The following is a 25,718-nucleotide window of genomic DNA, read 5'->3' on the forward strand; positions in this document are numbered from 1 at the left end:
TTCGGCGGGGCTGTTCGTGGTTTCAGAACCAACACAGTGGACGCGAGCAACTGAGGACAAGCCCTCGGCCTATTAGTACCGGTCACCTCCACACCTCACGGTGCTTCCAGATCCGGCCTATCAACCCAGTCGTCTACTGGGAGCCTTACCCCATCAAGTGGGTGGGAGTCCTCATCTCGAAGCAGGCTTCCCGCTTAGATGCTTTCAGCGGTTATCCCTCCCGAACGTAGCCAACCAGCCATGCCCTTGGCAGAACAACTGGCACACCAGAGGTTCGTCCGTCCCGGTCCTCTCGTACTAGGGACAGCCCTTCTCAAGACTCCTACGCGCACAGCGGATAGGGACCGAACTGTCTCACGACGTTCTAAACCCAGCTCGCGTACCGCTTTAATGGGCGAACAGCCCAACCCTTGGGACCGACTCCAGCCCCAGGATGCGACGAGCCGACATCGAGGTGCCAAACCATCCCGTCGATATGGACTCTTGGGGAAGATCAGCCTGTTATCCCCGGGGTACCTTTTATCCGTTGAGCGACGGCGCTTCCACAAGCCACCGCCGGATCACTAGTCCCGACTTTCGTCCCTGCTCGACCCGTCGGTCTCACAGTCAAGCTCCCTTGTGCACTTACACTCAACACCTGATTGCCAACCAGGCTGAGGGAACCTTTGGGCGCCTCCGTTACTCTTTAGGAGGCAACCGCCCCAGTTAAACTACCCATCAGACACTGTCCCTGATCCGGATCACGGACCCAGGTTAGACATCCAGCACGACCAGACTGGTATTTCAACGACGACTCCACGAACACTGGCGTGCCCGCTTCAAAGTCTCCCAGCTATCCTACACAAGCCGAACCGAACACCAATATCAAACTGTAGTAAAGGTCCCGGGGTCTTTCCGTCCTGCTGCGCGAAACGAGCATCTTTACTCGTAGTGCAATTTCACCGGGCCTATGGTTGAGACAGTCGAGAAGTCGTTACGCCATTCGTGCAGGTCGGAACTTACCCGACAAGGAATTTCGCTACCTTAGGATGGTTATAGTTACCACCGCCGTTTACTGGCGCTTAAGTTCTCAGCTTCGCCCCACCGAAATGGAGCTAACCGGTCCCCTTAACGTTCCAGCACCGGGCAGGCGTCAGTCCGTATACATCGCCTTACGGCTTCGCACGGACCTGTGTTTTTAGTAAACAGTCGCTTCTCGCTGGTCTCTGCGGCCACCCCCAGCTCTGGCAGCAAGTGCCGTCACCAGACGTGGCCCCCCTTCTCCCGAAGTTACGGGGGCATTTTGCCGAGTTCCTTAACCATAGTTCACCCGAACGCCTCGGTATTCTCTACCTGACCACCTGAGTCGGTTTAGGGTACGGGCCGCCATGAAACTCGCTAGAGGCTTTTCTCGACAGCATAGGATCATCCACTTCACCACAATCGGCTCGGCATCAGGTCTCACCCTGCATGAGTGGCGGATTTGCCTACCACTCGGGCTACACCCTTACCCCGGGACAACCACCGCCCGGGATGGACTACCTTCCTGCGTCACCCCATCACTCACCTACTAACCGCTTGGTCCGGCGGCTCCACCACTTTCCATTCCCCGAAGGGTCCGGAACGGCTTCACGGCCTTAGCATCACGATGCTCGATGTTTGACGCTTCACAGCGGGTACCGGAATATCAACCGGTTATCCATCGACTACGCCTGTCGGCCTCGCCTTAGGTCCCGACTTACCCTGGGCAGATCAGCTTGACCCAGGAACCCTTAGTCAATCGGCGCAAACGTTTCTCACGTTTGTATCGCTACTCATGCCTGCATTCTCACTCGTCAACCGTCCACGACTACCTTCCAGTGCCGCTTCACCCGGCAGACGACGCTCCCCTACCCATCCACACAGGCGTTGGCCCTATTGTGTGAATGACACGACTTCGGCGGTACGCTTGAGCCCCGCTACATTGTCGGCGCGGAATCACTAGACCAGTGAGCTATTACGCACTCTTTCAAGGGTGGCTGCTTCTAAGCCAACCTCCTGGTTGTCTGTGCGACTCCACATCCTTTCCCACTTAGCGTACGCTTAGGGGCCTTAGTCGATGCTCTGGGCTGTTTCCCTCTCGACCATGGAGCTTATCCCCCACAGTCTCACTGCCGCGCTCTCACTTACCGGCATTCGGAGTTTGGCTAAGGTCAGTAACCCGGTAGGGCCCATCGCCTATCCAGTGCTCTACCTCCGGCAAGAAACACACGACGCTGCACCTAAATGCATTTCGGGGAGAACCAGCTATCACGGAGTTTGATTGGCCTTTCACCCCTAACCACAGGTCATCCCCCAGGTTTTCAACCCTGGTGGGTTCGGTCCTCCACGAAGTCTTACCTCCGCTTCAACCTGCCCATGGCTAGATCACTCCGCTTCGGGTCTTGAGCGTGCTACTGAATCGCCCTGTTCGGACTCGCTTTCGCTACGGCTTCCCCACCCGGGTTAACCTCGCAACACACCGCAAACTCGCAGGCTCATTCTTCAAAAGGCACGCAGTCACGAGAATGTGCAAGCACATTCCGACGCTCCCACGGCTTGTAGGCACACGGTTTCAGGTACTATTTCACTCCCCTCCCGGGGTACTTTTCACCATTCCCTCACGGTACTATCCGCTATCGGTCACCAGGGAATATTTAGGCTTAGCGGGTGGTCCCGCCAGATTCACACGGGATTTCTCGGGCCCCGTGCTACTTGGGTGTCTCTCAAACGAGCCGCTGACGTTTCGACTACGGGGGTCTTACCCTCTACGCCGGACCTTTCGCATGTCCTTCGCCTACATCAACGGTTTCTGACTCGTCTCACGGCCGGCAGACCGTGAAAGAGAGATCCCACAACCCCCACGACGCAACCCCTGCCGGGTCTCACACGCCATAGGTTTGGCCTCATCCGGTTTCGCTCGCCACTACTCCCGGAATCACGGTTGTTTTCTCTTCCTGAGGGTACTGAGATGTTTCACTTCCCCTCGTTCCCTCCACACTGCCTATGTGTTCAGCAGCGGGTGACAGCCCATGACGACTGCCGGGTTTCCCCATTCGGAAACCCCCGGATCAAAGCCTGGTTGACGACTCCCCGGGGACTATCGCGGCCTCCCACGTCCTTCATCGGTTCCTGGTGCCAAGGCATCCACCGTGCGCCCTTAAAAACTTGGCCACAGATGCTCGCGTCCACTGTGCAGTTCTCAAACAACGACCAGCCACCCATCACCCCGAACCCATAAGGTCCGAGTGCACTGGGGCCGGCGACTGAGGAGAAGATCAGATCATTCCCTCAGACACCCAACAGCGTGCCCGGCACGACCAGCCGACCAGATCAGCGTTCCACGCCCCGAAGAGCAGTACTAGCGCCTGGTCCGTCCTGGACCGTGCCGAATAATCAACGTTCCACCCATGAGCAACCAGCATCGGACACTCGCCGATGTACTGGCCTCTGACCGAGCAGAGCCCGGTAAGAAGTGCTCCTTAGAAAGGAGGTGATCCAGCCGCACCTTCCGGTACGGCTACCTTGTTACGACTTCGTCCCAATCGCTAGTCCCACCTTCGACGACTCCCTCCCACAAGGGGTTGGGCCACCGGCTTCGGGTGTTACCAACTTTCGTGACGTGACGGGCGGTGTGTACAAGGCCCGGGAACGTATTCACCGCAGCAATGCTGATCTGCGATTACTAGCAACTCCGACTTCATGGGGTCGAGTTGCAGACCCCAATCCGAACTGAGACCGGCTTTTTGAGATTCGCTCCACCTCACGGTATCGCAGCTCATTGTACCGGCCATTGTAGCACGTGTGCAGCCCAAGACATAAGGGGCATGATGACTTGACGTCGTCCCCACCTTCCTCCGAGTTGACCCCGGCGGTCTCCTGTGAGTCCCCATCACCCCGAAGGGCATGCTGGCAACACAGAACAAGGGTTGCGCTCGTTGCGGGACTTAACCCAACATCTCACGACACGAGCTGACGACAGCCATGCACCACCTGTACACCGACCACAAGGGGGGCACTATCTCTAATGCTTTCCGGTGTATGTCAAGCCTTGGTAAGGTTCTTCGCGTTGCGTCGAATTAAGCCACATGCTCCGCTGCTTGTGCGGGCCCCCGTCAATTCCTTTGAGTTTTAGCCTTGCGGCCGTACTCCCCAGGCGGGGAACTTAATGCGTTAGCTGCGGCACCGACGACGTGGAATGTCGCCAACACCTAGTTCCCACCGTTTACGGCGTGGACTACCAGGGTATCTAATCCTGTTCGCTCCCCACGCTTTCGCTCCTCAGCGTCAGTAATGGCCCAGAGATCCGCCTTCGCCACCGGTGTTCCTCCTGATATCTGCGCATTTCACCGCTACACCAGGAATTCCGATCTCCCCTACCACACTCTAGCTAGCCCGTATCGAATGCAGACCCGGGGTTAAGCCCCGGGCTTTCACACCCGACGTGACAAGCCGCCTACGAGCTCTTTACGCCCAATAATTCCGGACAACGCTTGCGCCCTACGTATTACCGCGGCTGCTGGCACGTAGTTAGCCGGCGCTTCTTCTGCAGGTACCGTCACTTGCGCTTCTTCCCTGCTGAAAGAGGTTTACAACCCGAAGGCCGTCATCCCTCACGCGGCGTCGCTGCATCAGGCTTTCGCCCATTGTGCAATATTCCCCACTGCTGCCTCCCGTAGGAGTCTGGGCCGTGTCTCAGTCCCAGTGTGGCCGGTCGCCCTCTCAGGCCGGCTACCCGTCGTCGCCTTGGTGAGCCATTACCTCACCAACAAGCTGATAGGCCGCGGGCTCATCCTTCACCGCCGGAGCTTTACACCGTCAAGGATGCCCAAGACGGTCATATCCGGTATTAGACCCCGTTTCCAGGGCTTGTCCCAGAGTGAAGGGCAGATTGCCCACGTGTTACTCACCCGTTCGCCACTAATCCACCCCGAAGGGCTTCATCGTTCGACTTGCATGTGTTAAGCACGCCGCCAGCGTTCGTCCTGAGCCAGGATCAAACTCTCCGTGAATGTTTACCGGTAATCCGGTCGAACACCACGAGAGCGGAACCAGGAGGAGGAATAGTCCTCCCGGTTCACAGCGTCCTCGCTGTGTTTTTCAAAGGAACCTCGCCCCGGTCGTGATGACCGGAGACGGGGTATCAACTAATCTGGCGTTGATTTTTGGCACGCTGTTGAGTTCTCAAGGAACGGTCGCTTCCTTTGTACTCACCCTCTCGGGCTTTCCTCCGGGCTTCCCTTCGGTGTTCCAAACTCTATCAGGGTTTTTCCGTCTCTCTGACCACCCTTCTGCGGACACGCAGAAGGAGATCCAGAGATAGGATCTGACAAGTTTGGGTGCTGCTGAGTGAGGCCGCTTTCGCGCCCTTCCGTCCCAAGCAGGAGTACGACTGTACACGGAGCCGTGAACGCCGTGCAAATCCACCGGGTTGGTGGTCTAGACCACTAGCTGGTAGCTTCCATACGGAACCCCAACTTCCTATGACATACGCTGCTGCTCAGTGCCGTCCGGGACAGGCAGTGGCGGCCCGTAAGCAGCTCCACTCCTGGGAGGCTTCCCATGACCACCGTGACGTCCCCTCTTGCCGGACGCGCCATCGGACTGGCCAATGTGCCCGATCCGGTCTTCTCCGGGGCCATGGTCGGCCCGGGTACCGCCATCGACCCCGTGCGTGAGGCCTCCGAGGCCGTATCGCCCGTGGACGGCGTCATCGTTTCTCTGCACCCGCACGCGTTCGTCGTGGTCGACGCGGACGGGCACGGCGTACTCACCCACCTCGGCATCGACACCGTGCAGCTCAACGGCGAGGGCTTCGAGTTGCTCGTCAACAAGGGCGACACCGTGACGCGCGGCCAGGCCGTCGTGCGCTGGGACCCCGCCGCCGTCGAGGCCGCCGGCAAGTCCCCCATCTGCCCCGTCGTCGCGCTTGAGGCCACGGCCGGCTCCCTCGGGGACGTCCGTGAGGACGGTGACCTCAAGGTCGGCGACGAGCTTTTCGCCTGGAACTGACGGCAGTGCCGTCGCAGGGCGGCGTTCAGGACAACCATCGCGGCGGCGGGACCCGCCGCACTATCGGAGACGGGTGAGATGGAAGCAACGCTGCGAGGCGTGGGCGTGAGCCATGGTGTGGCCATCGGCGAGGTTCGGCACATGGGCACGGCGGTGCTGGAGCCGCCGGCCAAGTCGATCCCCGCGGATGAGGCCGAGCGGGAGCAGGGGCGTGCCCGCCAGGCCGTCGACGCCGTGGCCGCCGATCTGATGGCGCGCGGCAATCTGGCGGGCGGCGAGGCCCAGGCCGTGCTCGAAGCACAGGCCATGATGGCGCAGGACCCCGAGCTGATGTCCGACGTGGACCGGCGGATCGCCGTCGGCAGCACGGCCGAGCGTGCCGTGTACGACGCGTTCGCGGCGTACCGCGAGCTGCTGGCCGGTGCGGGTGAGTACCTCGCCGGTCGCGTGGCCGACCTCGATGACGTGCGGAATCGTATCGTCGCCCGGCTGCTGGGCGTTCCGATGCCGGGGGTGCCGGACAGCGACCAGCCCTATGTGCTCGTGGCGCGGGACCTGGCGCCCGCCGACACCGCGCTGCTGGATCCGTCCCTGGTGCTCGGTTTTGTCACCGAGGAGGGCGGGCCGACCAGCCACAGCGCGATTCTGGCGCGGGCACTGGGCGTGCCTGCGGTCGTGGCGCTGCCCGGTGCCGGTGAGCTGGCCGAGGGCACGGTGATCGCGGTCGACGGCAGCACCGGTGACATCTTCGTGGACCCGACCGAGGCGAAGAAGGCGGAGCTGGAGGCCGCGGCCGCCGAGCGCAAGGCCGCGCTGGCCGCGTCGACCGGGCCGGGCGCGACGGCGGACGGGCACAAGGTGCCGTTGCTGGCCAACGTGGGCGGTCCTGCGGACGTGCCGGCCGCGGTGGAGGCGGGGGCCGAGGGTGTCGGTCTGTTCCGTACCGAGTTCCTGTTCCTGGACGACAGCAAGAACGCTCCTTCCGAGGAGAAGCAGGTGGAGGCCTACCGGCAGGTGCTGGAGGCGTTCCCCGAGGGCCGTGTGGTCGTGCGTGTGCTGGACGCGGGTGCGGACAAACCGCTGGAGTTCCTTACTCCGGCCGACGAGCCGAACCCCGCGCTGGGTGTGCGGGGTCTGCGGACGCTGCTGGACCACCCGGAGGTCCTGCGCGCGCAGCTGACCGCGCTGGCCAGGGCCGCCGAGGGGCTGCCCGTCTACCTTGAGGTCATGGCGCCGATGGTGGCGGACCGTACGGACGCGAAGGCGTTCGCGGACGCGTGTCGTGCGGCGGGGCTGCGGGCCAAGTTCGGCGCGATGGTGGAGATCCCGTCGGCCGCGCTGCGGGCGCGTTCGATCCTCCAGGAGGTCGAGTTCCTGTCGCTGGGGACCAACGACCTCGCGCAGTACACGTTCGCGGCCGACCGTCAGGTGGGTGCGGTGTCCCGGCTGCAGGACCCGTGGCAGCCGGCGCTGCTCGACCTGGTGGCGCTGTCCGCGGAGGCGGCCAAGGCCGAGGGCAAGAGCTGTGGTGTGTGTGGTGAGGCCGCGTCCGATCCGCTGCTGGCCTGTGTGCTGACCGGTCTGGGGGTCACCTCCCTGTCCATGGGGTCGGCGTCGATTCCTTATGTCCGGGCGACGCTGGCGAAGTACACGCTGGCGCAGTGCGAGCGGGCCGCGGCGGCGGCGCGTGCCGCGGACAGCGCCGAGGATGCGCGCAGCGCTGCTCAGGCGGTGCTGTCGGGCGAGTAGTCGTCGGCGCGGCGCGTTCGCGCAGTCGGGTTCAGGGGCGTCCCGCCTTCGGTGGGGCGCCCCTGACGTGTGTCGGCGCCGGGTGCGTGTGCGGTCAGTGGTGGTGGCCGGGGGCTGTGCCGTCCTTTCCGAGGTCGGGGGGCGCGTCGTAGTCGACGCCGGACTCCGGGGAGATGAGGTCGCCGGATTCGACGTCGGTGCAGTAGGCGTCGAACACCTCGGCGGCGGTGAGGGGTTCGAGCTCGCCGCAGCGCAGTCGCCAGCCGTAGACGCGGTCGGGCGTCCCGGGGCGGCTGGTGCGGATGACGAGTCCGCCGGGGCTGCGGGTGGCGAGGCCGAGCGCGAGGACGCTGGTGAATTCCAGGGCTTCGGCCTCGTCCAGGCGGGTGGCGTCGGTGCCGTCCTGGTCGGCGTGGAGGACGGAGATCAGGGTGTCCGGTGGGCCGGAGACGCTGGTCACGAGGTGCCGGTCGCCGGGCGGTGCGGTGTCGAGGATGCGGACCAGGAGGTCGGAGGCGCGGGTGAAGGCGGCCCTGCCGATGTCCTCTCCGCAGGTGGGGCAGGGGCCGAGGCGGGAGAGCAGCGTGGTGGCGTACTCCCAGGTGGCCTGGCGTACGGCCTCGTCCACGAGGGCCGGTACGAGGGTGGCGAGTGGACGGCCGTCGTACGGGATGGTGGGGCCGGTGGCCGCGAGTTCGGCGGTGAACCTGGTGCGGCTGGCCGGCGCTTCCGGGTCGAGGCCGGTGTCCGCGCAGTACACGGCGTAGTCCTCGGGGTCGAACAGGGCGAGGGTGGTGTGGCTGCCCTGGGCGGCGCGGGCCATGAGGACCGCCTCGACCTGCCGGAGGTAGGCCGTGTGGTCGTCGAAGGTGAAGCTGCGGTAGCGCCGCATGGCGCGGAAGTCGTGTTCGTCGGTGAGCAGGCCGATGGTGCCGGCGATCTCGCGGCGCAGGACGCGTCGCATGGTCCGGTCGTCGGTGTGCGCCATGTTTCCCCCAGAGTGCGCAGTCGATCAATGCTCACTCACCGTAACCGGCGGCACTGACAACGGGGGGCGCCGCCGGTGGACGTAGCTCGGTGGTGGGCTCGTTCGCGCAGGTGGTGCGGGGTGGGTTCAGGCGCGTTTGCGGGCGAGTTCCTCGTAGAAGCCCAGCAGGGAGAGGTTGTCGATGGATCCGGGGTTGACCGCCTTCTCCAGGGGGGTGCCCTGGAGCAGTCGTTTGACGGGGACCTCGATGCGCTTGCCGGTGAGGGTGTGCGGGACGCCGGGCACTTCGATGATCTCGTCGGGGACGTGGCGCGGGGAGAGCTCTTCGCGGATGGCCTGCTTGACGCGGGCGAGGAGGGCGTCGTCGAGGGTGGCGCCGGGTGCGAGGTGGACGAAGAGGGGCATCCAGTAGCCGCCGTCGGGCTGCTCGACGCCGATGACGAGGGACTCCTTGATCTCGGGGAGGCGCTCGACCACCTCGTAGATGTCGGCGGAGCCCATGCGCACGCCCTGCCGGTTGAGCGTGGAGTCGGAGCGGCCGTGGATGATCACGGTGCCGCGCGCGGTGAGGGTGATCCAGTCGCCGTGTCGCCAGACACCGGGGTAGGTGTCGAAGTAGCTGTCGTGGTAGCGGCTGCCGTCGGGGTCGTTCCAGAAGCGGATCGGCATGGAGGGCATGGGGTTGGCGACGACGAGCTCGCCCACTTCGTCGATGACGGGGTTGCCGCTCGGGTCCCAGGCCTGGAGGTCGGTGCCGAGGCCGGGGGCCTGGAGTTCGCCGGTGTGGACGGGGAGGGTGGGTACGGCTCCGGCGAAGCAGGAGCAGACGTCGGTGCCGCCGCTGACGGAGGCGATCCAGAGGTCGGCCCCGCTGTGTGCGAACTCGTCGTGCAGCCAGCGGAAGCCGTCGGGCGGCAGGGGCGAGCCGGTGGTGGCGACGCACCGCACGGCGGACAGGTCGTGGTCGCGCGCGGGGTGGACGCCGGCCTTGCGGCAGGCCATGACGTAGGCGGCCGAGGTGCCGTAGAGGGTGGCCCGGGTGAGTTCGGCGACGCGCCACTGGGCGCCGGTGTCGGGGTAGCCGGGGCTGCCGTCGTACAGGACGATCGTCGTCCCGGTGAGGAGGCCGGAGACGAGGAAGTTCCACATCATCCAGCCGGTCGAGGTGTACCAGAAGAAACGGTCCTCGGGGCCGAGGTCACAGTGCAGGCCGAGCTGTTTGAGGTGTTCGACGAGGATGCCGCCCTGGGACTGGACGATGGCCTTGGGCAGGCCGGTCGTGCCGGAGGAGTAGAGGACCCACAGGGGGTGGTCGAAGGGGACCTGTTCGAAGACGGGCTCGGTGTCGGCCGAGGTGAGGGCGGCCCAGTCGAGGGCACCCTCGGGTGTGTCGGTGCCGAGGAGCGGGATGTGGACGACGGCGTGCAGGGTGGGCAGTTCGCGGCGCAGTTCGGCGACGGTGTCGCGGCGGTCGTGTTCCTTGCCGCCGTAGCGGTAGCCGTCGACGGTGAACAGGACGACGGGTTCGACCTGCTGGAAGCGGTCGAGGACGCTGCGGGCGCCGAAGTCGGGGGCGCAGGAGGTCCAGACGGCACCGACGGCGGCCGTGGCGAGAAGGGCGACGACGGCCTGGGGGATGTTGGGGAGGTAGCCGCTGACGCGGTCGCCGGGGCGGACGCCGAGGGTGCGGAGTTCGGCGGCGAGGGAGCCGACCTGGCGGCGCAGCTCGGACCAGGTCACGGGGCGCGGTTCGTGGGTCTCGTCCACGTGGAGCAGGGCGGGCTCGTCGGCGCGGTCGGCGGCGGCGCGCAGGGCGTGCTCGGCGTAGTTGAGGGTGGCGCCGGGGAACCATTGGGCGCCGGGCATCGAGCGGTCGCCGAGCACGCGCGTGCAGGGGGTCGAGAACCGTACGTCGAACCACTCGGTGACGGCTTTCCAGAAGGTGTCGAGCTGGTCGACGGACCACTGGTGGAGGGCGGGGTAGCCGCCGTCGGCGGGGGCGCCGTGGTGTTCGGCGGCCCATGCCTGGAACCGGGTGATGCGGGCCTGGGCGATCTGCTGGGGATCGGGCTGCCAGAGCGGCTGGGGGTTCGCGGTCGACATGGGGCGGCTCCCGGGCTGTGCGCGTCGTGGGCGTCGGTCCGCGCACGTGCTGGGGTGTGCGCGTGACGCGGCTGACAGGGACGATGCCATGTGATCGACTTCAGCACCAGGGCTCGCCCCACATAGTCCGTGTCGTGAAGATGTGGCCCTGGCACAGGTGAACGGCAGTTGAACGACACGCACGCGTGGGGCGCACAGTGGCAGGGTGAGCAGCATGGACGGTCGTGACCTGGTGCGTTCGGTGAGTGTGGTTGGTTCGGGGAGGGCGCTTCGGGGGTTGCGCACCGTACGTGCGGCGTGGCGCAGGCGGCGGATCGACGCTGCCGGGCTGCCGCGGCGGGGGGCCGAGCGGGCGCGGGTCCCGGGTCAGGTGGCGGGTGTGGAGCCGGGGCCGGGCGGCGGTGTCATCCGGTTCGGGCGGTCCGAGCTGCGGATCACGGTCGCGGTGAACGGGGCGGTGTTCTGGGGCTGGGACGGGGCGGGTCCGGAGCCGTCGTACGCGCTGGCGGGCAGTTGTCCGGAGCCGGATCCGCGGGCGGTGCTGGAGCCGGACAAGGACGGCGGCTGGCGGGTGGTCGCCGAGCGGGTGACGGTCGTCGTCTCGCGGCACGGCGCGGTGCAGGTGTGCACGCCCGGCGGGGTGACGCTGCGGCACGATCTGCCGCCGCGCTGGTGGGAGCCGGTGGGTGGGGGTACGGCGCGGTGGTTGCAGCGCTCGGAGGTGGCGGCGGACGCCCGGTTCTTCGGTCTGGGCGGGCGGGCGTCGGGGCCCCGGCTGCGCAGCGGCTCGTACCGGCTGTGGAACACCGATCCGGGCCGGGCGTTCGGGCCCGGGGAGGATCCGCTGTATCTGACCATGCCGGTGCAGCTCGTGGTGGCCGATGCGGGCACGCATCTGGTGTTCCACGACTCCACGTGGGACGGCACGGTGGTGCTGCGGGAGGGCGAGGAGGGTGCCGGGTCGGGGCACGACCGGGCGGGGCGGTGCGAGCTGCGCATGGACGGTGGTCCGGTGCGCTGCTGGGTGATCGTGGGCACTCCCGCGCGCGTGCTGGCCACGTGGGCCTCGCTGACCGGTGCGCCGGCGCTGCCCCCGGCGTGGGCGCTCGGTCACCATCACGCGCGGTGGGGGTTCGGCAGCGAGCAGGAGGTCCGCCGGATCGTGGCGGGGTACCAGGAACGGGATCTGCCGCTGGATGCCGTGCACCTGGACATCGACCACTACGCCGACCACCAGGTGTTCACCGTCGACGAGGAACGGTTCCCCAAGCTTCCGGTGCTGGCGGAGGAGTTGCGGCGGGACGGGATCCGGCTGGTGTCGATCGTCGATCCGGCGGTGAAGGCGGCGCCGGGCAATGCCGTGTACGAGGCCGGTTCGGCGCTGGACGCGTTCGTGCGGGACGGCTCCGGGCGCGAGGTGCGCGGTGTGGTGTGGGCCGGGGAGTCGGTGTTCCCGGACTTCACGCGCGCGCGTGTGCGTGAGTGGTGGGGCGGTCTGTACGCGGAGCGGCTGGGGCGGGGCTTCGCGGGTTTCTGGCACGACATGAACGAGCCGACGTCGTTCAGTGCCTTCGGGGAGCCGACCCTGCCGCGTTCGGCCCGGCACGATCTGGAGGGGCGCGGCGGCGATCATCGCGAGGCGCACAACGTGTACGCGCTGTGCATGGCCCGGGCGGGTTACGAGGGGCTGCGCGAGTTGGCGCCGCAGGAGCGGCCGTTCGTGTTCTCGCGCTCGGGCTGGGCGGGGCTGCAGCGCTACGGCGGCACCTGGTCGGGGGACGTGGCGACAGACTGGACGGGGTTGCGGGCGTCGCTGTCGCTGGTGCTGGGGCTCGGGCTGTGCGGGGTGCCGTACTCGGGTCCGGATGTGGGCGGGTTCGACGGGAGTCCGTCTCCGGAGCTGTATCTGCGCTGGTTCCAGCTCGGCGCGTATCTGCCGTTGTTCCGTACGCACGCGAGCCTGCGGGCGGGGCGCAGGGAGCCCTGGGAGTTCGGGGCGGAGGTGTTGGAGCACGCGCGCGTGGCGTTGCTGGAGCGGCGGCGGCTGCTGCCGTACTGGGTGACGCTGGCGCATCTGGCCCGGCGGACCGGCGCGCCATATGTGCGGCCGGTGTGGTGGGGGTCTCCGGAGGACCGGGCGCTGCGCGGCTGTGAGGACACGTTTCTGCTGGGGGATGCCCTCCTGGTGGCGCCGGTGCTGGATCCGGGCGTGAAGCGGCGTGCGGTGCAGCTGCCGCGGGGCCGCTGGTACGACACAGTGACGGAGGAGGCGTACGAGGGGCCGGGGCGGGTGTACATGAACGCGCCGCTGTCGCGGATACCGGTGCTCGCGCGCGCGGGTGCGGTGATTCCCGTGCGCGGCGCCGACGGCGATGTGGAGCTGGAGGTGTGGGCGCCCGCGCGGGGCCGGACCGGGGGCGGTCTGGTCGTACCGTACGCGGGCGACGGTGGGGAGGAACCGGAGGTGGAGCGCTACGTCGCCCGTCGGCAGGGCCGTTCGGTGGTGGTCACCCGGGAGCGGGAGGACGGTTCGGCGGAGCCGCCCTGCCCGGTACGGGTACGGGGGCTGGGCTGAGCCGGACGGCTCAGACGTAGCGGCCCTCGAACCAGGCCCGCACAGCCACGGTGTGCAGCGGGAAGGCGAGTTCCTCGGGCCGGCGCAGCAGCTGCCAGCCCTCGGTCTCGTCGGTGGGGTCGGCGGGCGGCAGGCCGTCGACCGGGCGTTCGGGGAGGACTCCGAACAGCAGCAGGTGGCCGTCGGGCGAGCTCATGGCGTCCACGAGCCGAACGTCCCGGGCGGCGGCCTCGATGCCGGTCTCCTCCTTGAGTTCGCGCACGACGGCCTGCTTCCAGTCCTCGCGGTCGTCGACGTAGCCGCCGGGCAGGGCGGTGCCTCCGCGCGCGGGGACGATGGTGCGGGTGATGACGATCAGGGCCGTGCCCTGGGTGTCGTACACGGGCTGGAGTGCGATGGCGACCGGCAGCGGGTTGCGGTAGGTGACGTCTCCGCAGGACGGGCAGGTCCGCGGCCAGCCGGTGACGCCCTCTCCATAGGGCGCTCCGCAGCTCGAACAGTGCGAGTTCGGTACGGAGTTGACAGTTAGGTGTTGAGTTTCGGACACGCGCGGACTGTATCCGATCGGCGGAGGGAGATCTTCCGATGGTCGCCTAAGGGGCTCCGCGGAGCGACCTCCAGGAGACGGGGAAGTCGAAGTACGTGTCCGGGTAGGGCTCCGGCTGGTACGTGTAGTGCCACCATTCCTCGGCGAGGTTCACGAATCCGAGGCTTTCCATGGTGTTCTTGAGCAGCATCCGGTTGGCGCGCTGTACGCCCTGGATGCGCGGGTCGAGCGTGTGCGCGAGGGTGTCGAAGCAGTCGAATCCGGTACCCATGTCGACGGAGTTGTCGGGGAAGCGCTCGTTCCTGGGCGCGAAGCAGGGCACCAGCGGCTCTCCGGGGTGGTAGGGCCGGGTCGGCCGCGCGGGGAGCTTCACGATCGTCAGATCCATGGTCGAGCCGCGGCTGTGGCCGGACTTCGCGGCGATGTAACCGTCCTCGAACAGCCGGGTCTTGTCGACGTTCGGGTAGAACTCGCCCTTCATCGACTGGGCGCCGAGGTCCTCGGCCCAGCGGACGAAGTCGTTCACGGCGCGCTGGGGCCGGTAGCAGTCGTAGACCTTGAGCGTGTAGCCCTTGCGCAGCAGTGTGCGCTGGGCCTTGTGGAGGGCTTCGGCGGCGGGGCGGGTGAGGATGCAGATCGGCTGCCGGTAGCCGTCGACGGGCTCGCCGACGAAGTTGTGCGGGGTGAAGTAGCGGATCTCCTGGATGATCGTCGGATCGACGGCGCTCAGGGCCACGAAGTCCCTGGGCGCCTTGGGCTCCGTCGCCGCCCCGGCCGTCGCGGTCGCGGGGGTGACGGCCACGGCCAGCAGGGTGGCGAGGGCGGCGACGAGACCGCGGACCGCACCGGTGAGTCGTGTCATGTCTCCTGCATCTATCAGGTCCGGGCTCGCGCGGGGAAGCGATCGGAGGCGATTCCCCCGGACGCCCTGCCCATTTCCCGCTGCCGGTGGCACACTTCTGACGCTTCGTCAGATTCGATGCTGGGGAGGGACCTTGCCGCACACACGCACACCCGCGGTCGCCGGCTGGTTCGACGGAGAGGGGGAGGGCTTCCGACTGCTGGGCACGTGCTGCTCGTCCTGCGGGTCGGTGTTCTTCCCGCGTGAGGACGTCCACTGCCGCAACCCGCATTGCGCGGGCGGCGCACTGGAGGAGGTCCCGCTGTCGCGAAGGGGGCATATCTGGTCGTACACGGACAGCCGCTATCGACCACCGTCACCCTATGTGAGTAATCCGGAACTTCCGTGGGAGCCGTACGCGTTGATCGCTGTGGAGCTGGCGGCCGAGCGGATCGTGGTGCTCGGACAGGCGGCTCCCGGGATCACCGTCGCCGACCTGGCGGTGGGCATGCAGGTGGAGGCCGTCCCCGGCGTGCTCGACGAGGACGCGGAGACGGCCCGGACAATCTGGCACTGGCGCCCGACGGGGGTGCGCGCATGACGAGGGACGTGGCGGTGCTCGGCGCGGGCATGCACCCCTGGGGCAAGTGGGGGCGCTCCTTCGTGGAGTACGGGACGGCGGCGGCCCGCGCGGCACTCGCGGACGCCGGTGTCGACTGGCGGGACGTCGGCTCGATCGTGGGCGCGGACACGGTGCGTGGCGGCTATCCCGGGTACGTCGCGGGAGCGACCTTCGCCAAGGCCCTGGGGTGGCAGGGGGCGCGGGTCGCGAGTGTGTACGCGGCGTGTGCGTCCGGGGCGCAGGCGATCGCCGCCGCGCGGGCGCAGATCCTCGCCGGACTGGCGGAGGTCGTCCTCGTCGTGGGGGCCGACTCCGCACCCAAGGGCTTCTTCCGGCCCGCGGGCGGGGACCGTCCCGACGACCCGGACTGGCTGCGTTTCCGGCTGCTGGGCGCGACGAATCCGGTGTACTTCGGGCTGTACGCGCGCCGGCGGATGGCGGTGCACGGGGACACGCCGGAGGACTTCGCGCTGGTCAAGGTGAAGAACGCCGCCCTGGGAGCGCTCAATCCGTACGCCCGGTACCGCAAGCGGGTCACCGCCGAGGAGGTCGCCGCGTCCGCGGTGGTCGCCGATCCACTGCGGCTGCTCGACATCTGCGCCACCTCCGACGGCGCGGCCGCCCTGGTCCTCTCCAGCGTCGGCTTCGCGCACCGGCACGGCGTGCGGCATCCGGTGCGGATCCGCGCGGTGTCGACGGTGACCCCGAGCTTCCCGAACACGGTGCTGGACCTGCCGGACATCGCCACGGACTCCGCGGTCGCGGTGCAGCCCCCGGGCGAGACGTTCCGTGCGTCCATCGCGCGTGCCGCCTACGAGGAGGCGGGCATCGGCCCCGAGGACCTGTCCCTCGCCGAGGTCTACGACCTGTCCACCGCCCTGGAGTTGCAGTGGTACGAGGACCTGGGGCTGTGCGGCACGGGCGAGGGCGCGAAGCTGCTGCGCGAGGGCGTGACGACGCCGGGCGGCCGCATACCCGTCAACGCCAGCGGTGGGCTCGCCTCCTTCGGGGAGGCGGTGCCGGCCCAGGCCATCGCCCAGGTCTGCGAGCTGACCTGGCAGTTGAGGGGCACCGCGGGCGAGCGGCAGATCACCGGTGCCCGCGTGGGGATCACCGCCAACCAGGGGCTGTTCGGGCACGGCTCGTCGGTGGTCGCGGTGCGGTGAAGGAGACGGAGACAGAGCGGCGTGCGAGGTGCGGGGGCACAGCGGTTCTCCACGCTCTGTGATCACGCCGGAATCCTGTGTGAACGTCTCATGAACTGCGCCTGGGCACGCCCGGGCAGCGCAATCATGCTCCCGTGCACTCCTGGACGGACACTCTCCGCTTCGCCTTCCAGCCGGTGGTCAACCTCAGGACCGGCGCGGTCACCGCACTGGAGACGCTCGCCCGCCCGGAAACGGGTGACATCCTCGCCGAGGCTCGCCGGGATCCCGAACTCGACGGCAGGCTCACGGTGTTGGCCCTGCGGGCGGCGACGCTCAAGGAGACGCTGCTGCCGCTGCACCTGAACGTGTTCGCGGCCACGCTCGCGGACCTCGGCGGCCTCGTCCCGCTGCACGACGCCGTGCGCGCGACGGGGCGCATGCCCTGGGAGGTGACGCTCGACATCGTCCCGCCGTACACGCACGTGCCGCAGCGGGCGCTGCTGGAGGCGGTGGCGTCCCTGCGCGAACAGGGGTTCCGGATCAGCGCGGACGGCATCGGCGACGGCGACGTACCGCTGCGGCTGCTCAACGACCTCTCCCCCGACCTGGTCAAGCTCGACGCCTCGCTGCTGGCCCGGCCCGCCGCGGTGCGCGCGATGCGGACGCTGTGCGAGGAACTGGGCGCCCTGGTCGCGGTGGAGGGGGTCGAGACCGAGCTCCAGTGTGCGGCGGCGGTCTCGGCCGGTGCCCAGCTGGCCCAGGGCGAGCTGTTCGCGCCGCCGGCGCGGATCCCGGCCGCGGACGTGTACGTTCCGCCGCGCTCCCCCGGCGCCGTGAGCGTGCCCCGGTCCGGGCCGTCCGTGCCGTCCGTGCGGGAGTTCGTGCGCCCGGCCGCCGTCCTGCCGGTGACCGCGTCGGCGGGGCAGGTGCGGGCGCTGCTGACCGGGTCGCCGGACGTCTCCGGCGTGCTGCTGGTGGACCAGGCCGGCCGGCCCGTCCGGTCGGTGCACCGCTCGCGCTTCCTGCTGTCGATGTCCGCCCGCTACGGCCACGCCCTGTACGCCGACCGGCCCGCGTTCAAGCTGGGCGACGTGCCCCGCACGGTCGGTGTGGACGCCACCGCCTGGGAGGTTCTGGACGTGGTCGCGATCGGCGGCCGGGACCGGACCTCCGACGACGTGGCGGTGGTCGACGCGCGCGAGCGCTGCGTGGGGGTCGTACGGCTCGCGGACCTGGTGCGGGCCCTGGCCGAGAGCAGGGTCGAGGAAGCGGCCGGGCTCAACCCGCTGACCCGGCTGCCCGGTTCGGACACGATCACGGCCGAGGTCGACCGGTGGATCGCGGACGGGCGGACGTTCGCGCTCAGCTGGCTGGACATCGATCATTTCAAGCAGGTCAACGACGGCGCCGGGTTCGCCGCGGGCGACGAGCTGATCCGGTCCGTGGGCCGCGCGCTCCAGCAGGCGGTCGTGGGGCACGCACGCGTGGGGCACATCGGCGGGGACGACTTCCTGGTGCTGGCGGACGAGGAAGCGCTCGGTCCGGTGGTCGCCGGCGTGCTCGACGCGCCGTGGTCGGCGGGCGGCCGGCCGGTCACGCTCTCCGTCGCGACCGTCGTGTGCGTCCCGGGCAGCGTGGGCGACCATCGCCAGGCCGCGGCCCATCTCGCGCCGCTGAAGAAGGAGGCCAAGGCGTTGCGCGGCGCGAGCTGGGTCCTCGGGCGCGCCGGGGCCGCGGGTCGCGAGGTGCGACGCGGCGGCGCGGGGGCGACTGCGGCGCAGGCCGGGTACGCGGCCATGGAGCCCGGGCTCTGAACGCCCGTTTCGTATACGGTCCTTGAGGCACCCATGTGACGGGTGCGCCGGTGTCACCGTCGCCGTCGGCAACCTTGACGCCCCCGGAGCGCCGGTGAACACTTCCCGGTGTCGGCCGACATCGCCGTACATTCTCGGCGTTATCAGGCACTGTGCCATCGATCCGTCCTGCGCCCCGCCGTCGGCCGAAGTCGTCAAGGGAACCGTTCCTGCACGGAGGCCCGGGGCCGTGCGCCCCCCCAACCTGCGCCAAGGGAGCCGCCATGAGCAACGGGCACATTTTCGTCGGCGAGGTCATCGGCACCGCGATCCTGATCCTGTTCGGTGCCGGTGTCTGCGCCGCCGTCACCCTCAGACACTCCAAGGCGCGGGCCGCGGGCTGGGTCGTCATCGCTTTCGGCTGGGGCTTCGGGGTCCTCGCGGGCGCGTACACCGCCGCCCCCCTGTCCGGCGGCCAGCTCAACCCCGCGGTCACGCTCGGCATCGCGATCGACACCGGCAAGTGGGGCAAGGTCTGGGTGTATCTGCTGGGCCAGCTCGTCGGCGCGATGCTCGGCGCCGTACTCGCCTATCTGGTGTACCTCGCCCAGTTCCGGGCCAACGTGCGCGGGGAGGGCGACGGCGAGGCCGACGAGCCGGTGGCGACGCTCGGCATCTTCTCGACCATTCCGGAGATCCGGAACCCGGTCGCCAACCTGATCACCGAGATCATCGCGACCATGGCGCTGGTGCTGCCCGTCCTCGCCTTCGGGCTGACCAAGGGGCTCGGCGAGTCCGGTACGACCGCGCTGGTCGTCTCGCTGCTCGTCGTCGGCATCGGACTCTCCCTCGGCGGCCCCACCGGATACGCCATCAACCCGGCCCGCGACCTCGGCCCGCGCATCGTGCACACCTTCCTGCCGATCCCCCACAAGGGCACGTCCGACTGGGGTTACGCCTGGGTCCCGGTCGTCGGCCCGCTGATCGGCGGCACGCTCGCCGGTCTTCTCTACAACGCGGCCTTCTGACCCCGTGCCTCACCGTCCGGGTATGCGCCGATCCCGTACGTCCTGATCCCCGCACGCCGTTCTCCGATCCCCCGCACGCCTCAGCGACCCCACCCAGCGACCCAGCGAACCAGCGACCCAGGGACTGCCATGACGGACACCGCCGAGAAGTACGTCGCCGCCATCGACCAGGGCACCACGTCCAGCCGCTGCATCGTCTTCGACCACGGCGGCGCGATCGTCGCCGTCGACCAGCGTGAGCACCGCCAGATCTTTCCCAAGCCGGGCTGGGTGGAGCACGACGCGACCGAGATCTGGGCCAAGGTGCAGGCCGTGGTGGCCGGGGCGCTGGCCAAGGCCGGGCTGCGCGCGGACCAGTTGAGCGCGCTCGGCATCACCAACCAGCGGGAGACCACGGTCCTGTGGGACCGCGCCACGGGCAAGCCCGTGCACAACGCCATCGTCTGGCAGGACACCCGTACCGCGCCGCTGTGCGCCCGACTCGGCGGCACGGACGGCCAGGACCGCTTCCGCGAGCAGACCGGGCTGCCGCTCGCCAGCTACTTCTCCGGGCCCAAGGCGGCCTGGCTGCTCGACCAGGTGCCGGGGCTGCGGGAGCGGGCCGAGCGCGGCGAGATCGCGTTCGGGACCATCGACTCCTGGCTGATCTGGAACCTGACCGGCGGCACGGACGGCGGCCGGCACGTCACCGACGTCACCAACGCCGGCCGCACCCTGCTCATGAACCTCGACACCCTCCAGTGGGATCCCGCCATCCTGTCCGCCATGGACCTCCCCGCCGCGCTGCTGCCGGAGATCCGGTCATCCGCCGAGGTGTACGGCACGGCGGTCGGACAACTCGCCGGGGTGCCCGTGGCCTCGGCACTGGGCGACCAGCAGGCCGCCGTGTTCGGGCAGGCCTGCTACGACGTCGGCACCGCGAAGAACACGTACGGGACCGGCAGCTTCCTGCTGTTGAACACCGGCAACCGGCCGGTGCCGTCCAAGAACGGGCTGCTGACGACGATGGGCTACAAGATCGGCGGGGAGGCGCCGGTGTACTGCCTGGAGGGGTCCATAGCGATAACGGGCGCGCTCGTGCAGTGGTTCCGCGACCAGCTCGGGATCATCCGCACCGCCGACGAGATCGAAACGCTGGCGGCGAGCGTCGAGGACAACGGCGGCGCCTACATCGTGCCCGCGTTCTCCGGCCTGTTCGCGCCGTACTGGCGCGCCGACGCGCGCGGGGTCGTCACCGGGCTCACCCGGTACGTCACGAAGGCACACCTCGCGCGCGCGGTGCTGGAGGCGACGAGCTGGCAGACGCGGGAGGTCGTGGACGCGATGTACCAGGACTCCGGGGTGCGGATCAGCACCCTGAAGGTCGACGGCGGCATGACGAGGAACAACCTGCTCATGCAGCACCAGGCGGACGTCCTCGGGGTGCCGGTGATCCGCCCGCGGGTGTCGGAGACGACCTGCCTGGGCGCCGCGTACGCGGCCGGTCTGGCGACGGGCGTCTGGCACGACCTGGACGAGCTGAAGTCGCACTGGCGCAAGGACGCGGAGTGGACGCCCGCGATGGAGGCGTCGGCGCGTGAGCGCGAGTACCGCAACTGGCGCCGGGCGGTGGAGAAGAGCTTCGGCTGGCTGGAGGAGGGTGCCGGGGACGGCGCGTAGAAGCCACGCGCGCGTACGGAGGTCCGTACGCGCGCGTGCTTCGCACCGGACCACGGCCCGTGCCCCGGTCGGCGGGGGTACGGGCCGTGTCCGTCGTCAGCCGATGGCGGGTTCGCGGTGGCCGGCCGCGTGGTGCATCGCGTGCTGGACGACGCCGATGAGCACCTCCTTGACCGACTCCCGGTCACGCGCGTCGCACAGGACGACGGGGACGTCGTCGTCCAGGTCGAGGGCCTGCCGGACCGCCTCACCGGGGTAACGGGCCGAGCCCTCGAAGCAGTTGACGCCGACGAGGAACGGGATGGACCGCCGCTCGAAGTAGTCGACGGCGGCGAAGCAGTCCTCCAGCCGGCGTGTGTCGGCGAGCACGACGGCACCGAGCGCGCCTTCGGACAGCTCGTCCCACATGAACCAGAACCGCTCCTGCCCGGGCGTGCCGAACAGGTACAGCACCAGGTCCTCGCGCAGGGTGATGCGGCCGAAGTCCATGGCCACGGTGGTGGTGTGCTTGCCCTCCACGCCGCTGACGTCGTCGACCGGTCGTCCGGCCTCGGTGAGCAGTTCCTCGGTGCGCAGCGGCCTGATCTCGCTGACGGCGCCGACGAGGGTCGTCTTGCCCACGCCGAAGCCGCCGGCCACCAGGATCTTGAGCGTGACGGGTTCGACCGGGGGCTTGCCGCGCTCAGTACGCCCGAAGATCATCGGTCTCTTCTCCTGCTTGATGGGGTCGGGGGACGGTCACAGGGCCCGGAGGCCGTTGATCACGTCGCGCAGAACGCTCTCGTCCGGCAGCTCGGCCGGGGGTATCGGGCGGGACACATGGACGAGTTCCGCGTGCACGAGGTCGCCGATGAGCACCCGGATCACGCCGATCGGCAGGTCGACCTCCGCGGCGAGTTCGGCCACCGACTGCGGCTCGTCCCGGCACAGTCCGACGATCGCCACGTGCTCCGGCGAGAGCGTCGGGTCCGCTTCCGCGTCGCCCGCGTCCGGTTCCGTGACGACCACCGCGATCAGGTCGAGGCGGTGCTGGGCCGGACTGGTGGTCCGGCCGCGCGTCATGGCGTACGGGCGGACGACCGGTCCGGCCTCGTCGTCGAACCAGTGGCTTCTTCCCTGACCGTCTGTGCTCATGCCATCCCACTACCCGCCTGCGGGCAGATCGGTGCGCGGGGAGGTACCCAGATGCACACCGACCCGCTTGACCAGCAGGGTCATCTCGTAGGCGACCTGCCCGACGTCGGAGTCGGCGTCCGAGAGGACGGCGAGGCAGCTGCCGTCGCCGGCGGCGGTGACGAACAGGAAGGCGTCGTCCAGCTCGACCACCGTCTGGCGGACGCTGCCCGCGTCGAAGTGGCGGCCCACGCCCTTGGCCAGGCTGTGGAAGCCGGAGGCCACTGCGGCCAGATGCTCGCTGTCCTCCCGGGTCAGATCCTTCGAGACGCCCATGGCGAGGCCGTCGCCGGACAGGATGACGGCCTTGCGGATGCTGGCGACCCGGTCGACCAGGTCGTCCAGGAGCCAGTTCAGCTCTCCCTTGTCGGTCGTCGTGTGGCCGGTGGCCTTCGGTGCGGTCATCGACCGTCCCCCTTAGTCGTTCCTGGTGCTGTGCCGTTGCCGGACCCGTCGCCCGCGGCGTTCTCCTCCCGGCCTCGCTGCCAGCCGCGCTGGAGCGAGGCCATCCGGCTGCGGACCTCCTCGGCGTCGCGGTCGGCGGGCGGTTCCGTCCGGTCGGCGCGTCGCGCGGTGTCCTGCTTGAGCTGGGGAGCCAGGCTGGCCTGGCGCACCCGCCGGGGCAACGGCCCGATGCCGTCCGGTGCCGCGTCCGGCCGGGCGGCCGCGGCACCGGAGGTGAGGTCCGGGGTCCCGTCGCGCGGCGGGTCCGCGTCGGCGCGGGTGACGGCGCCTTCGCCGCTCGGCGGCGCTGCGTCGCCGGGGCGTGCCGCATGGCCGTCGGGTCCGGCCGTAGCGCCGCCGGCGCCGGTCGCGCCGCCGGCGGGCGGGGCTGTGCCGCCCGGCCGCGTCGCGTCGCCGCCCGTGGGCAGGGGGGCGCCGGGGCCGCCCGCGGCCGTCCCCTTCGTTCGGGTGCGCCGGGGCAGTGCGGGAATCCCGGGCGTCTCGTCGGCGGCGGCGCGGGCCGGTCCGCCGTCCTCGACGCGCCCGGCGGTTTCGCCGGTGCGCCGGGCGGTCGCGCCGCGCCGGCGGGTGGGCAGCGGAGCCGGCGCGGCCTGCTCGGGGCGGCGGGGGCCGGCGGCGGACTCCTGGTCGGAGTCGTCGCGGCGGGAGCGCTGGTCGGTGACGGGTTTGCCGTGCGAGCTGACCAGCTTGGGCGTCTGACGGCGCGGCGGCGGCACGGGACCGGGGTCGCCGGCCGGGTCACGCGGCAGGCGGTCGGCGGCCGGGGCGGGCGTCCGGTCCTCGTCGCGGGGGTGGGAGCGCCGGTGCCGGAACAGTCCGCCGCGCTCGCTGTCCTCGTCCCCGAGGGCGCCGGGGAAGTCGTCGAGGGCGTCGAGATCGACGGGCGCCTCCAGCTCGACAGGGCCGTCCAGCAGGGAGGTCTGGAGCCCGGGCAGCTGGGCCGGCGGCGCGGAGCGGCCCAGCGCCTGTCCCGGCCCCCTCGCCGAGCGGTCCCGGTCCAGGCGGAAGCCGAGGCCGTTGGTGTCCGGTACGTCGTCGCTCAGCAGCGCGTCGGGGATGAACACGACGGCGGTGGTGCCGCCGTACGGCGAGGGCTGGAGGGAGACCCGGACGTTCTGCCGCTGCGCGAGGCGGCTGACCACGAAGAGGCCGAGCCGGTCGGTGTCGGACAGTTCGAACTCGGGGGTCTCGGCGAGGCGCAGGTTGGCGTCCAGGAGCGACTCGGCGGTCATGCCGAGCCCCCGGTCGTGGATCTCCAGGGTGAATCCGTTGGCGACGCGCTCGCCGAGGACCTGGACGGCGGTGTGCGGGGGCGAGAACACCGTGGCGTTCTCCAGCAGTTCGGCCGCGAGATGGGTGAGGTCGGCGACGGCCGGGCCGGTGACGGCGACCCGCGGCAGCCGCCGCACCTCGACGCGCTCGTAGTCCTCCACCTCGGCGACGGCGGCCCGGACGACGTCCATCAGCTGCACGGGGCGGCGCCACTGCCGCGAGGGCGCCGCGCCGGAGAGGATCACGAGGCCCTCGGCGTGCCGGCGCATACGGGTCGTGAGGTGGTCCAGGCGGAACAGGTCGGCGAGTTCGTCGGTGTCCTCGGTCCGGCGTTCCATGGTGTCGAGCAGGGTGAGCTGCTTGTGCAGCAGCACCTGGCTGCGGCGGGCGAGGTTGACGAACACCTCCGAGACACCGGCGCGCAGTTCGGCCTGTTTGACGGCGGCCTCGACGGCGGCGCGCTGGAGGGTGTTGAGGGCCTGGCCGACCTCGCCGACCTCGTTCTTGTCGTACTCCAGGCGCGGCGCCTCGGTCTCGATGTCGACCTGTTCACCGGCGGACAGGCGGCGCATCACGCTGGGCAGCCGGACGCCGGAGGCCTCGTGCGCCTCCAGGCGCAGCTGGCGCAGGTCACGGATGAGGCTGCGGCCGATCCGGACCGACACGTAGAGGGAGAACAGCAGCGCGATCAGGCCGAGGACGCCCGGTACGGCCGCCTGGAAGATGATGGTCAGGGCGACGGGGCGGGTGCGGTGCTGGAAGCGGTCACCCGCCTGGTCGTCCAGGGTGCCGAGTTCGTCCAGGACGCTCGCCGCGGCGGAGTCCCAGCTCTTGGCGGTGACGTCGCGGGGCGTGCCGGAGCCCGTGCCGATGACGGACTGTTCGGCCGTGCGCAGCGGGGCGGTGGTGGCGTCCTGCCAGAGGCGTTCGTAGCGTGCGCGCTCGGCGGCGGGCAGCAGCGGCAGGCTGATGTCGTACAGGAGGGTGCGCTGGGCGACCAGGTCGGAGATGTCCCGGGTCTCGTCGCGGGTGAGGGTGCCGACGACGAGCGAGGAGCCGAGCAGGGCGTCCTCGCGGGAGAGCAGCTCGCGCGCGCGGGTGACGTTGACCAGCGCGCGGGACTGCTTGTCCAGCCCGACGTCGTCCACGCCGTCGAGGCCGTCGAGCAGGGTGTAGCAGGGGTCGACAAGGCGGTTGTAGAGGTCGAGGGCCTGGGCGCGTCTGACCGTGCCCTGCTCGACGTCGCGGCGCAGGGAGTCGAGGCCGTCGAAGGCGTCCAGGACGTTGGTGAGGCGTTCGTTCTCGGCCGCGTTCATGCCGTTGGCGCCGCCGTGCTCCCCGGCGTTCTTGCGGACCTCGACGATCGCCCGGTCGGTGGCGGTGCGGGTGCGGTGCAGCGCGGCGAGCGCGTCGGCGGCACGGGGGTCGGCGAGATAGACGAGGGTCTGGCGGCGCTCCTGCTGCAGTGCGCGGACCGTGTCCTCGGTGGGGTAGCCGATGTCCTTGACGACATCGGTGGCGTGGAACAGCCGGGCGACCTCGCGCCCTGTGATCACCGTGGCAAAGGCCCAGACGGCGGCCAGGGACACCAGCGGCACGAGAAGCAGCGCCACGATCTTCCGGCGGATCGACTTCCCGCGAAACCGCATGGCCTCCCCCAGCTCGACCCCCGCCGGCCGGGGGTGTACATGTGCGTCAACAAACGGCGCGAGCCTACTACCGCCTCACAGTTAACTCGAAGACATG

Annotated in this window: 16 protein-coding genes and 2 rRNA genes; 8 read left to right on the forward strand and 10 right to left on the reverse strand. The window is 69.3% G+C overall.

The window, feature by feature from the left end; genetic code table 11:
- Positions 1–52: 52 nt before the first annotated feature.
- Both AC4OXY_RS12650 and AC4OXY_RS12655 read right to left on the reverse strand, forming a co-directional pair.
- A 23S ribosomal RNA gene (locus AC4OXY_RS12650) occupies positions 53–3,171 on the reverse strand.
- A gap of 312 nt (positions 3,172–3,483) precedes the next feature.
- A 16S ribosomal RNA gene (locus tag AC4OXY_RS12655) occupies positions 3,484–5,009 on the reverse strand.
- Together the 16S and 23S rRNA genes form the textbook arrangement of a ribosomal RNA operon.
- Before the next feature lie 550 nt (positions 5,010–5,559).
- On the opposite strand from AC4OXY_RS12655, the gene AC4OXY_RS12660 reads away from it, so the two are divergent.
- Positions 5,560–6,009 (forward strand): PTS sugar transporter subunit IIA, encoded by a 450-nt coding sequence (locus tag AC4OXY_RS12660; RefSeq protein WP_356039051.1) that lies wholly within the window; start codon positions 5,560–5,562, stop codon positions 6,007–6,009.
- Positions 6,010–6,087: 78 nt separating this feature from the next.
- The gene (gene ptsP, locus AC4OXY_RS12665; RefSeq protein WP_491993940.1) at positions 6,088–7,758 is read left to right on the forward strand and encodes a phosphoenolpyruvate--protein phosphotransferase; all 1,671 of its coding nucleotides are present in this window, start codon (positions 6,088–6,090) and stop codon (positions 7,756–7,758) included.
- A 94-nt stretch (positions 7,759–7,852) separates the two neighbouring features.
- Here ptsP and AC4OXY_RS12670 read toward each other — a convergent pair whose 3' ends face one another.
- Positions 7,853–8,746 carry a DUF8829 domain-containing protein gene (locus AC4OXY_RS12670; RefSeq protein ID WP_356039057.1) on the reverse strand — a complete coding sequence of 298 codons (894 nt, stop codon included), beginning with the start codon at positions 8,744–8,746 and terminating at the stop codon, positions 7,853–7,855.
- Positions 8,747–8,872: 126 nt separating this feature from the next.
- Positions 8,873–10,849: an acetoacetate--CoA ligase gene (locus AC4OXY_RS12675; protein ID WP_491993941.1), complete on the reverse strand. Its 1,977-nt coding sequence runs from the start codon at positions 10,847–10,849 to the stop codon at positions 8,873–8,875.
- A gap of 214 nt (positions 10,850–11,063) precedes the next feature.
- Between AC4OXY_RS12675 and AC4OXY_RS12680 the strand changes: the two genes are divergently transcribed.
- Positions 11,064–13,424: a glycoside hydrolase family 31 protein gene (locus AC4OXY_RS12680; RefSeq protein ID WP_491994595.1), complete on the forward strand. Its 2,361-nt coding sequence runs from the start codon at positions 11,064–11,066 to the stop codon at positions 13,422–13,424.
- Between the two features lie 10 nt (positions 13,425–13,434).
- Here AC4OXY_RS12680 and AC4OXY_RS12685 read toward each other — a convergent pair whose 3' ends face one another.
- Together AC4OXY_RS12685 and AC4OXY_RS12690 are read right to left on the reverse strand one after the other, a co-directional pair.
- Positions 13,435–13,971, reverse strand: a complete 537-nt coding sequence (locus AC4OXY_RS12685) for an NUDIX domain-containing protein (RefSeq protein WP_491993942.1) — start codon at positions 13,969–13,971, stop codon at positions 13,435–13,437.
- Positions 13,972–14,017: 46 nt separating this feature from the next.
- Complete coding sequence (locus AC4OXY_RS12690) at positions 14,018–14,833, reverse strand: M15 family metallopeptidase (RefSeq protein ID WP_356039065.1); 816 nt, start codon at positions 14,831–14,833, stop codon at positions 14,018–14,020.
- Positions 14,834–14,966: 133 nt separating this feature from the next.
- Between AC4OXY_RS12690 and AC4OXY_RS12695 the strand changes: the two genes are divergently transcribed.
- From AC4OXY_RS12695 to glpK, 5 genes are all read left to right on the forward strand, one after another.
- Positions 14,967–15,413, forward strand: a complete 447-nt coding sequence (locus AC4OXY_RS12695) for a Zn-ribbon domain-containing OB-fold protein (protein ID WP_356039068.1) — start codon at positions 14,967–14,969, stop codon at positions 15,411–15,413.
- The gene (locus AC4OXY_RS12700; protein ID WP_491993943.1) at positions 15,410–16,600 is read left to right on the forward strand and encodes a lipid-transfer protein; all 1,191 of its coding nucleotides are present in this window, start codon (positions 15,410–15,412) and stop codon (positions 16,598–16,600) included. Before AC4OXY_RS12695 ends, AC4OXY_RS12700 begins: the two co-directional genes overlap by 4 nt.
- 134 nt (positions 16,601–16,734) lie before the next feature.
- Positions 16,735–18,396, forward strand: a complete 1,662-nt coding sequence (locus AC4OXY_RS12705; protein WP_362822024.1) for an EAL domain-containing protein — start codon at positions 16,735–16,737, stop codon at positions 18,394–18,396.
- A gap of 263 nt (positions 18,397–18,659) precedes the next feature.
- The gene (locus AC4OXY_RS12710) at positions 18,660–19,403 is read left to right on the forward strand and encodes an MIP/aquaporin family protein (RefSeq protein ID WP_356039076.1); all 744 of its coding nucleotides are present in this window, start codon (positions 18,660–18,662) and stop codon (positions 19,401–19,403) included.
- A 129-nt stretch (positions 19,404–19,532) separates the two neighbouring features.
- A complete protein-coding gene (gene glpK / locus AC4OXY_RS12715; RefSeq protein ID WP_402068991.1) occupies positions 19,533–21,062 on the forward strand; it encodes a glycerol kinase GlpK in 1,530 nt (509 codons plus the stop codon).
- Between the two features lie 96 nt (positions 21,063–21,158).
- Here the strand turns inward: glpK and AC4OXY_RS12720 are convergent, their stop codons facing one another.
- From AC4OXY_RS12720 to AC4OXY_RS12735, 4 genes are read right to left on the reverse strand one after another with little or no spacing between them, the layout of a single operon-like run.
- On the reverse strand, positions 21,159–21,764 hold the full coding sequence (locus tag AC4OXY_RS12720; RefSeq protein WP_356039082.1) for a GTP-binding protein: 606 nt from the start codon (positions 21,762–21,764) through the stop codon (positions 21,159–21,161).
- 36 nt (positions 21,765–21,800) lie between these two features.
- The gene (locus tag AC4OXY_RS12725) at positions 21,801–22,196 is read right to left on the reverse strand and encodes a DUF742 domain-containing protein (RefSeq protein WP_356039085.1); all 396 of its coding nucleotides are present in this window, start codon (positions 22,194–22,196) and stop codon (positions 21,801–21,803) included.
- Positions 22,197–22,205: 9 nt separating this feature from the next.
- Positions 22,206–22,640 carry a roadblock/LC7 domain-containing protein gene (locus tag AC4OXY_RS12730; protein ID WP_356039087.1) on the reverse strand — a complete coding sequence of 145 codons (435 nt, stop codon included), beginning with the start codon at positions 22,638–22,640 and terminating at the stop codon, positions 22,206–22,208.
- Positions 22,637–25,621: a sensor histidine kinase gene (locus tag AC4OXY_RS12735; RefSeq protein ID WP_491993944.1), complete on the reverse strand. Its 2,985-nt coding sequence runs from the start codon at positions 25,619–25,621 to the stop codon at positions 22,637–22,639. The genes AC4OXY_RS12730 and AC4OXY_RS12735 overlap by 4 nt, the downstream gene beginning before the upstream one ends.
- Positions 25,622–25,718 lie beyond the last annotated feature (97 nt).

This window comes from Streptomyces sp. HUAS MG56 (assembly GCF_058673395.1).

Coding starts and splice junctions, on each gene's coding strand:
- AC4OXY_RS12660 (WP_356039051.1), top strand. CDS start 5,560: ATGACCACCGTGACGTCCCCTCTTGCCGGACGCGCCATCGGACTGGCC.
- ptsP (WP_491993940.1), top strand. CDS start 6,088: ATGGAAGCAACGCTGCGAGGCGTGGGCGTGAGCCATGGTGTGGCCATC.
- AC4OXY_RS12670 (WP_356039057.1), bottom strand. CDS start 8,746: ATGGCGCACACCGACGACCGGACCATGCGACGCGTCCTGCGCCGCGAG.
- AC4OXY_RS12675 (WP_491993941.1), bottom strand. CDS start 10,849: ATGTCGACCGCGAACCCCCAGCCGCTCTGGCAGCCCGATCCCCAGCAG.
- AC4OXY_RS12680 (WP_491994595.1), top strand. CDS start 11,064: ATGGACGGTCGTGACCTGGTGCGTTCGGTGAGTGTGGTTGGTTCGGGG.
- AC4OXY_RS12690 (WP_356039065.1), bottom strand. CDS start 14,833: ATGACACGACTCACCGGTGCGGTCCGCGGTCTCGTCGCCGCCCTCGCC.
- AC4OXY_RS12700 (WP_491993943.1), top strand. CDS start 15,410: ATGACGAGGGACGTGGCGGTGCTCGGCGCGGGCATGCACCCCTGGGGC.
- AC4OXY_RS12710 (WP_356039076.1), top strand. CDS start 18,660: ATGAGCAACGGGCACATTTTCGTCGGCGAGGTCATCGGCACCGCGATC.
- glpK (WP_402068991.1), top strand. CDS start 19,533: ATGACGGACACCGCCGAGAAGTACGTCGCCGCCATCGACCAGGGCACC.
- AC4OXY_RS12720 (WP_356039082.1), bottom strand. CDS start 21,764: ATGATCTTCGGGCGTACTGAGCGCGGCAAGCCCCCGGTCGAACCCGTC.
- AC4OXY_RS12725 (WP_356039085.1), bottom strand. CDS start 22,196: ATGAGCACAGACGGTCAGGGAAGAAGCCACTGGTTCGACGACGAGGCC.
- AC4OXY_RS12730 (WP_356039087.1), bottom strand. CDS start 22,640: ATGACCGCACCGAAGGCCACCGGCCACACGACGACCGACAAGGGAGAG.
- AC4OXY_RS12735 (WP_491993944.1), bottom strand. CDS start 25,621: ATGCGGTTTCGCGGGAAGTCGATCCGCCGGAAGATCGTGGCGCTGCTT.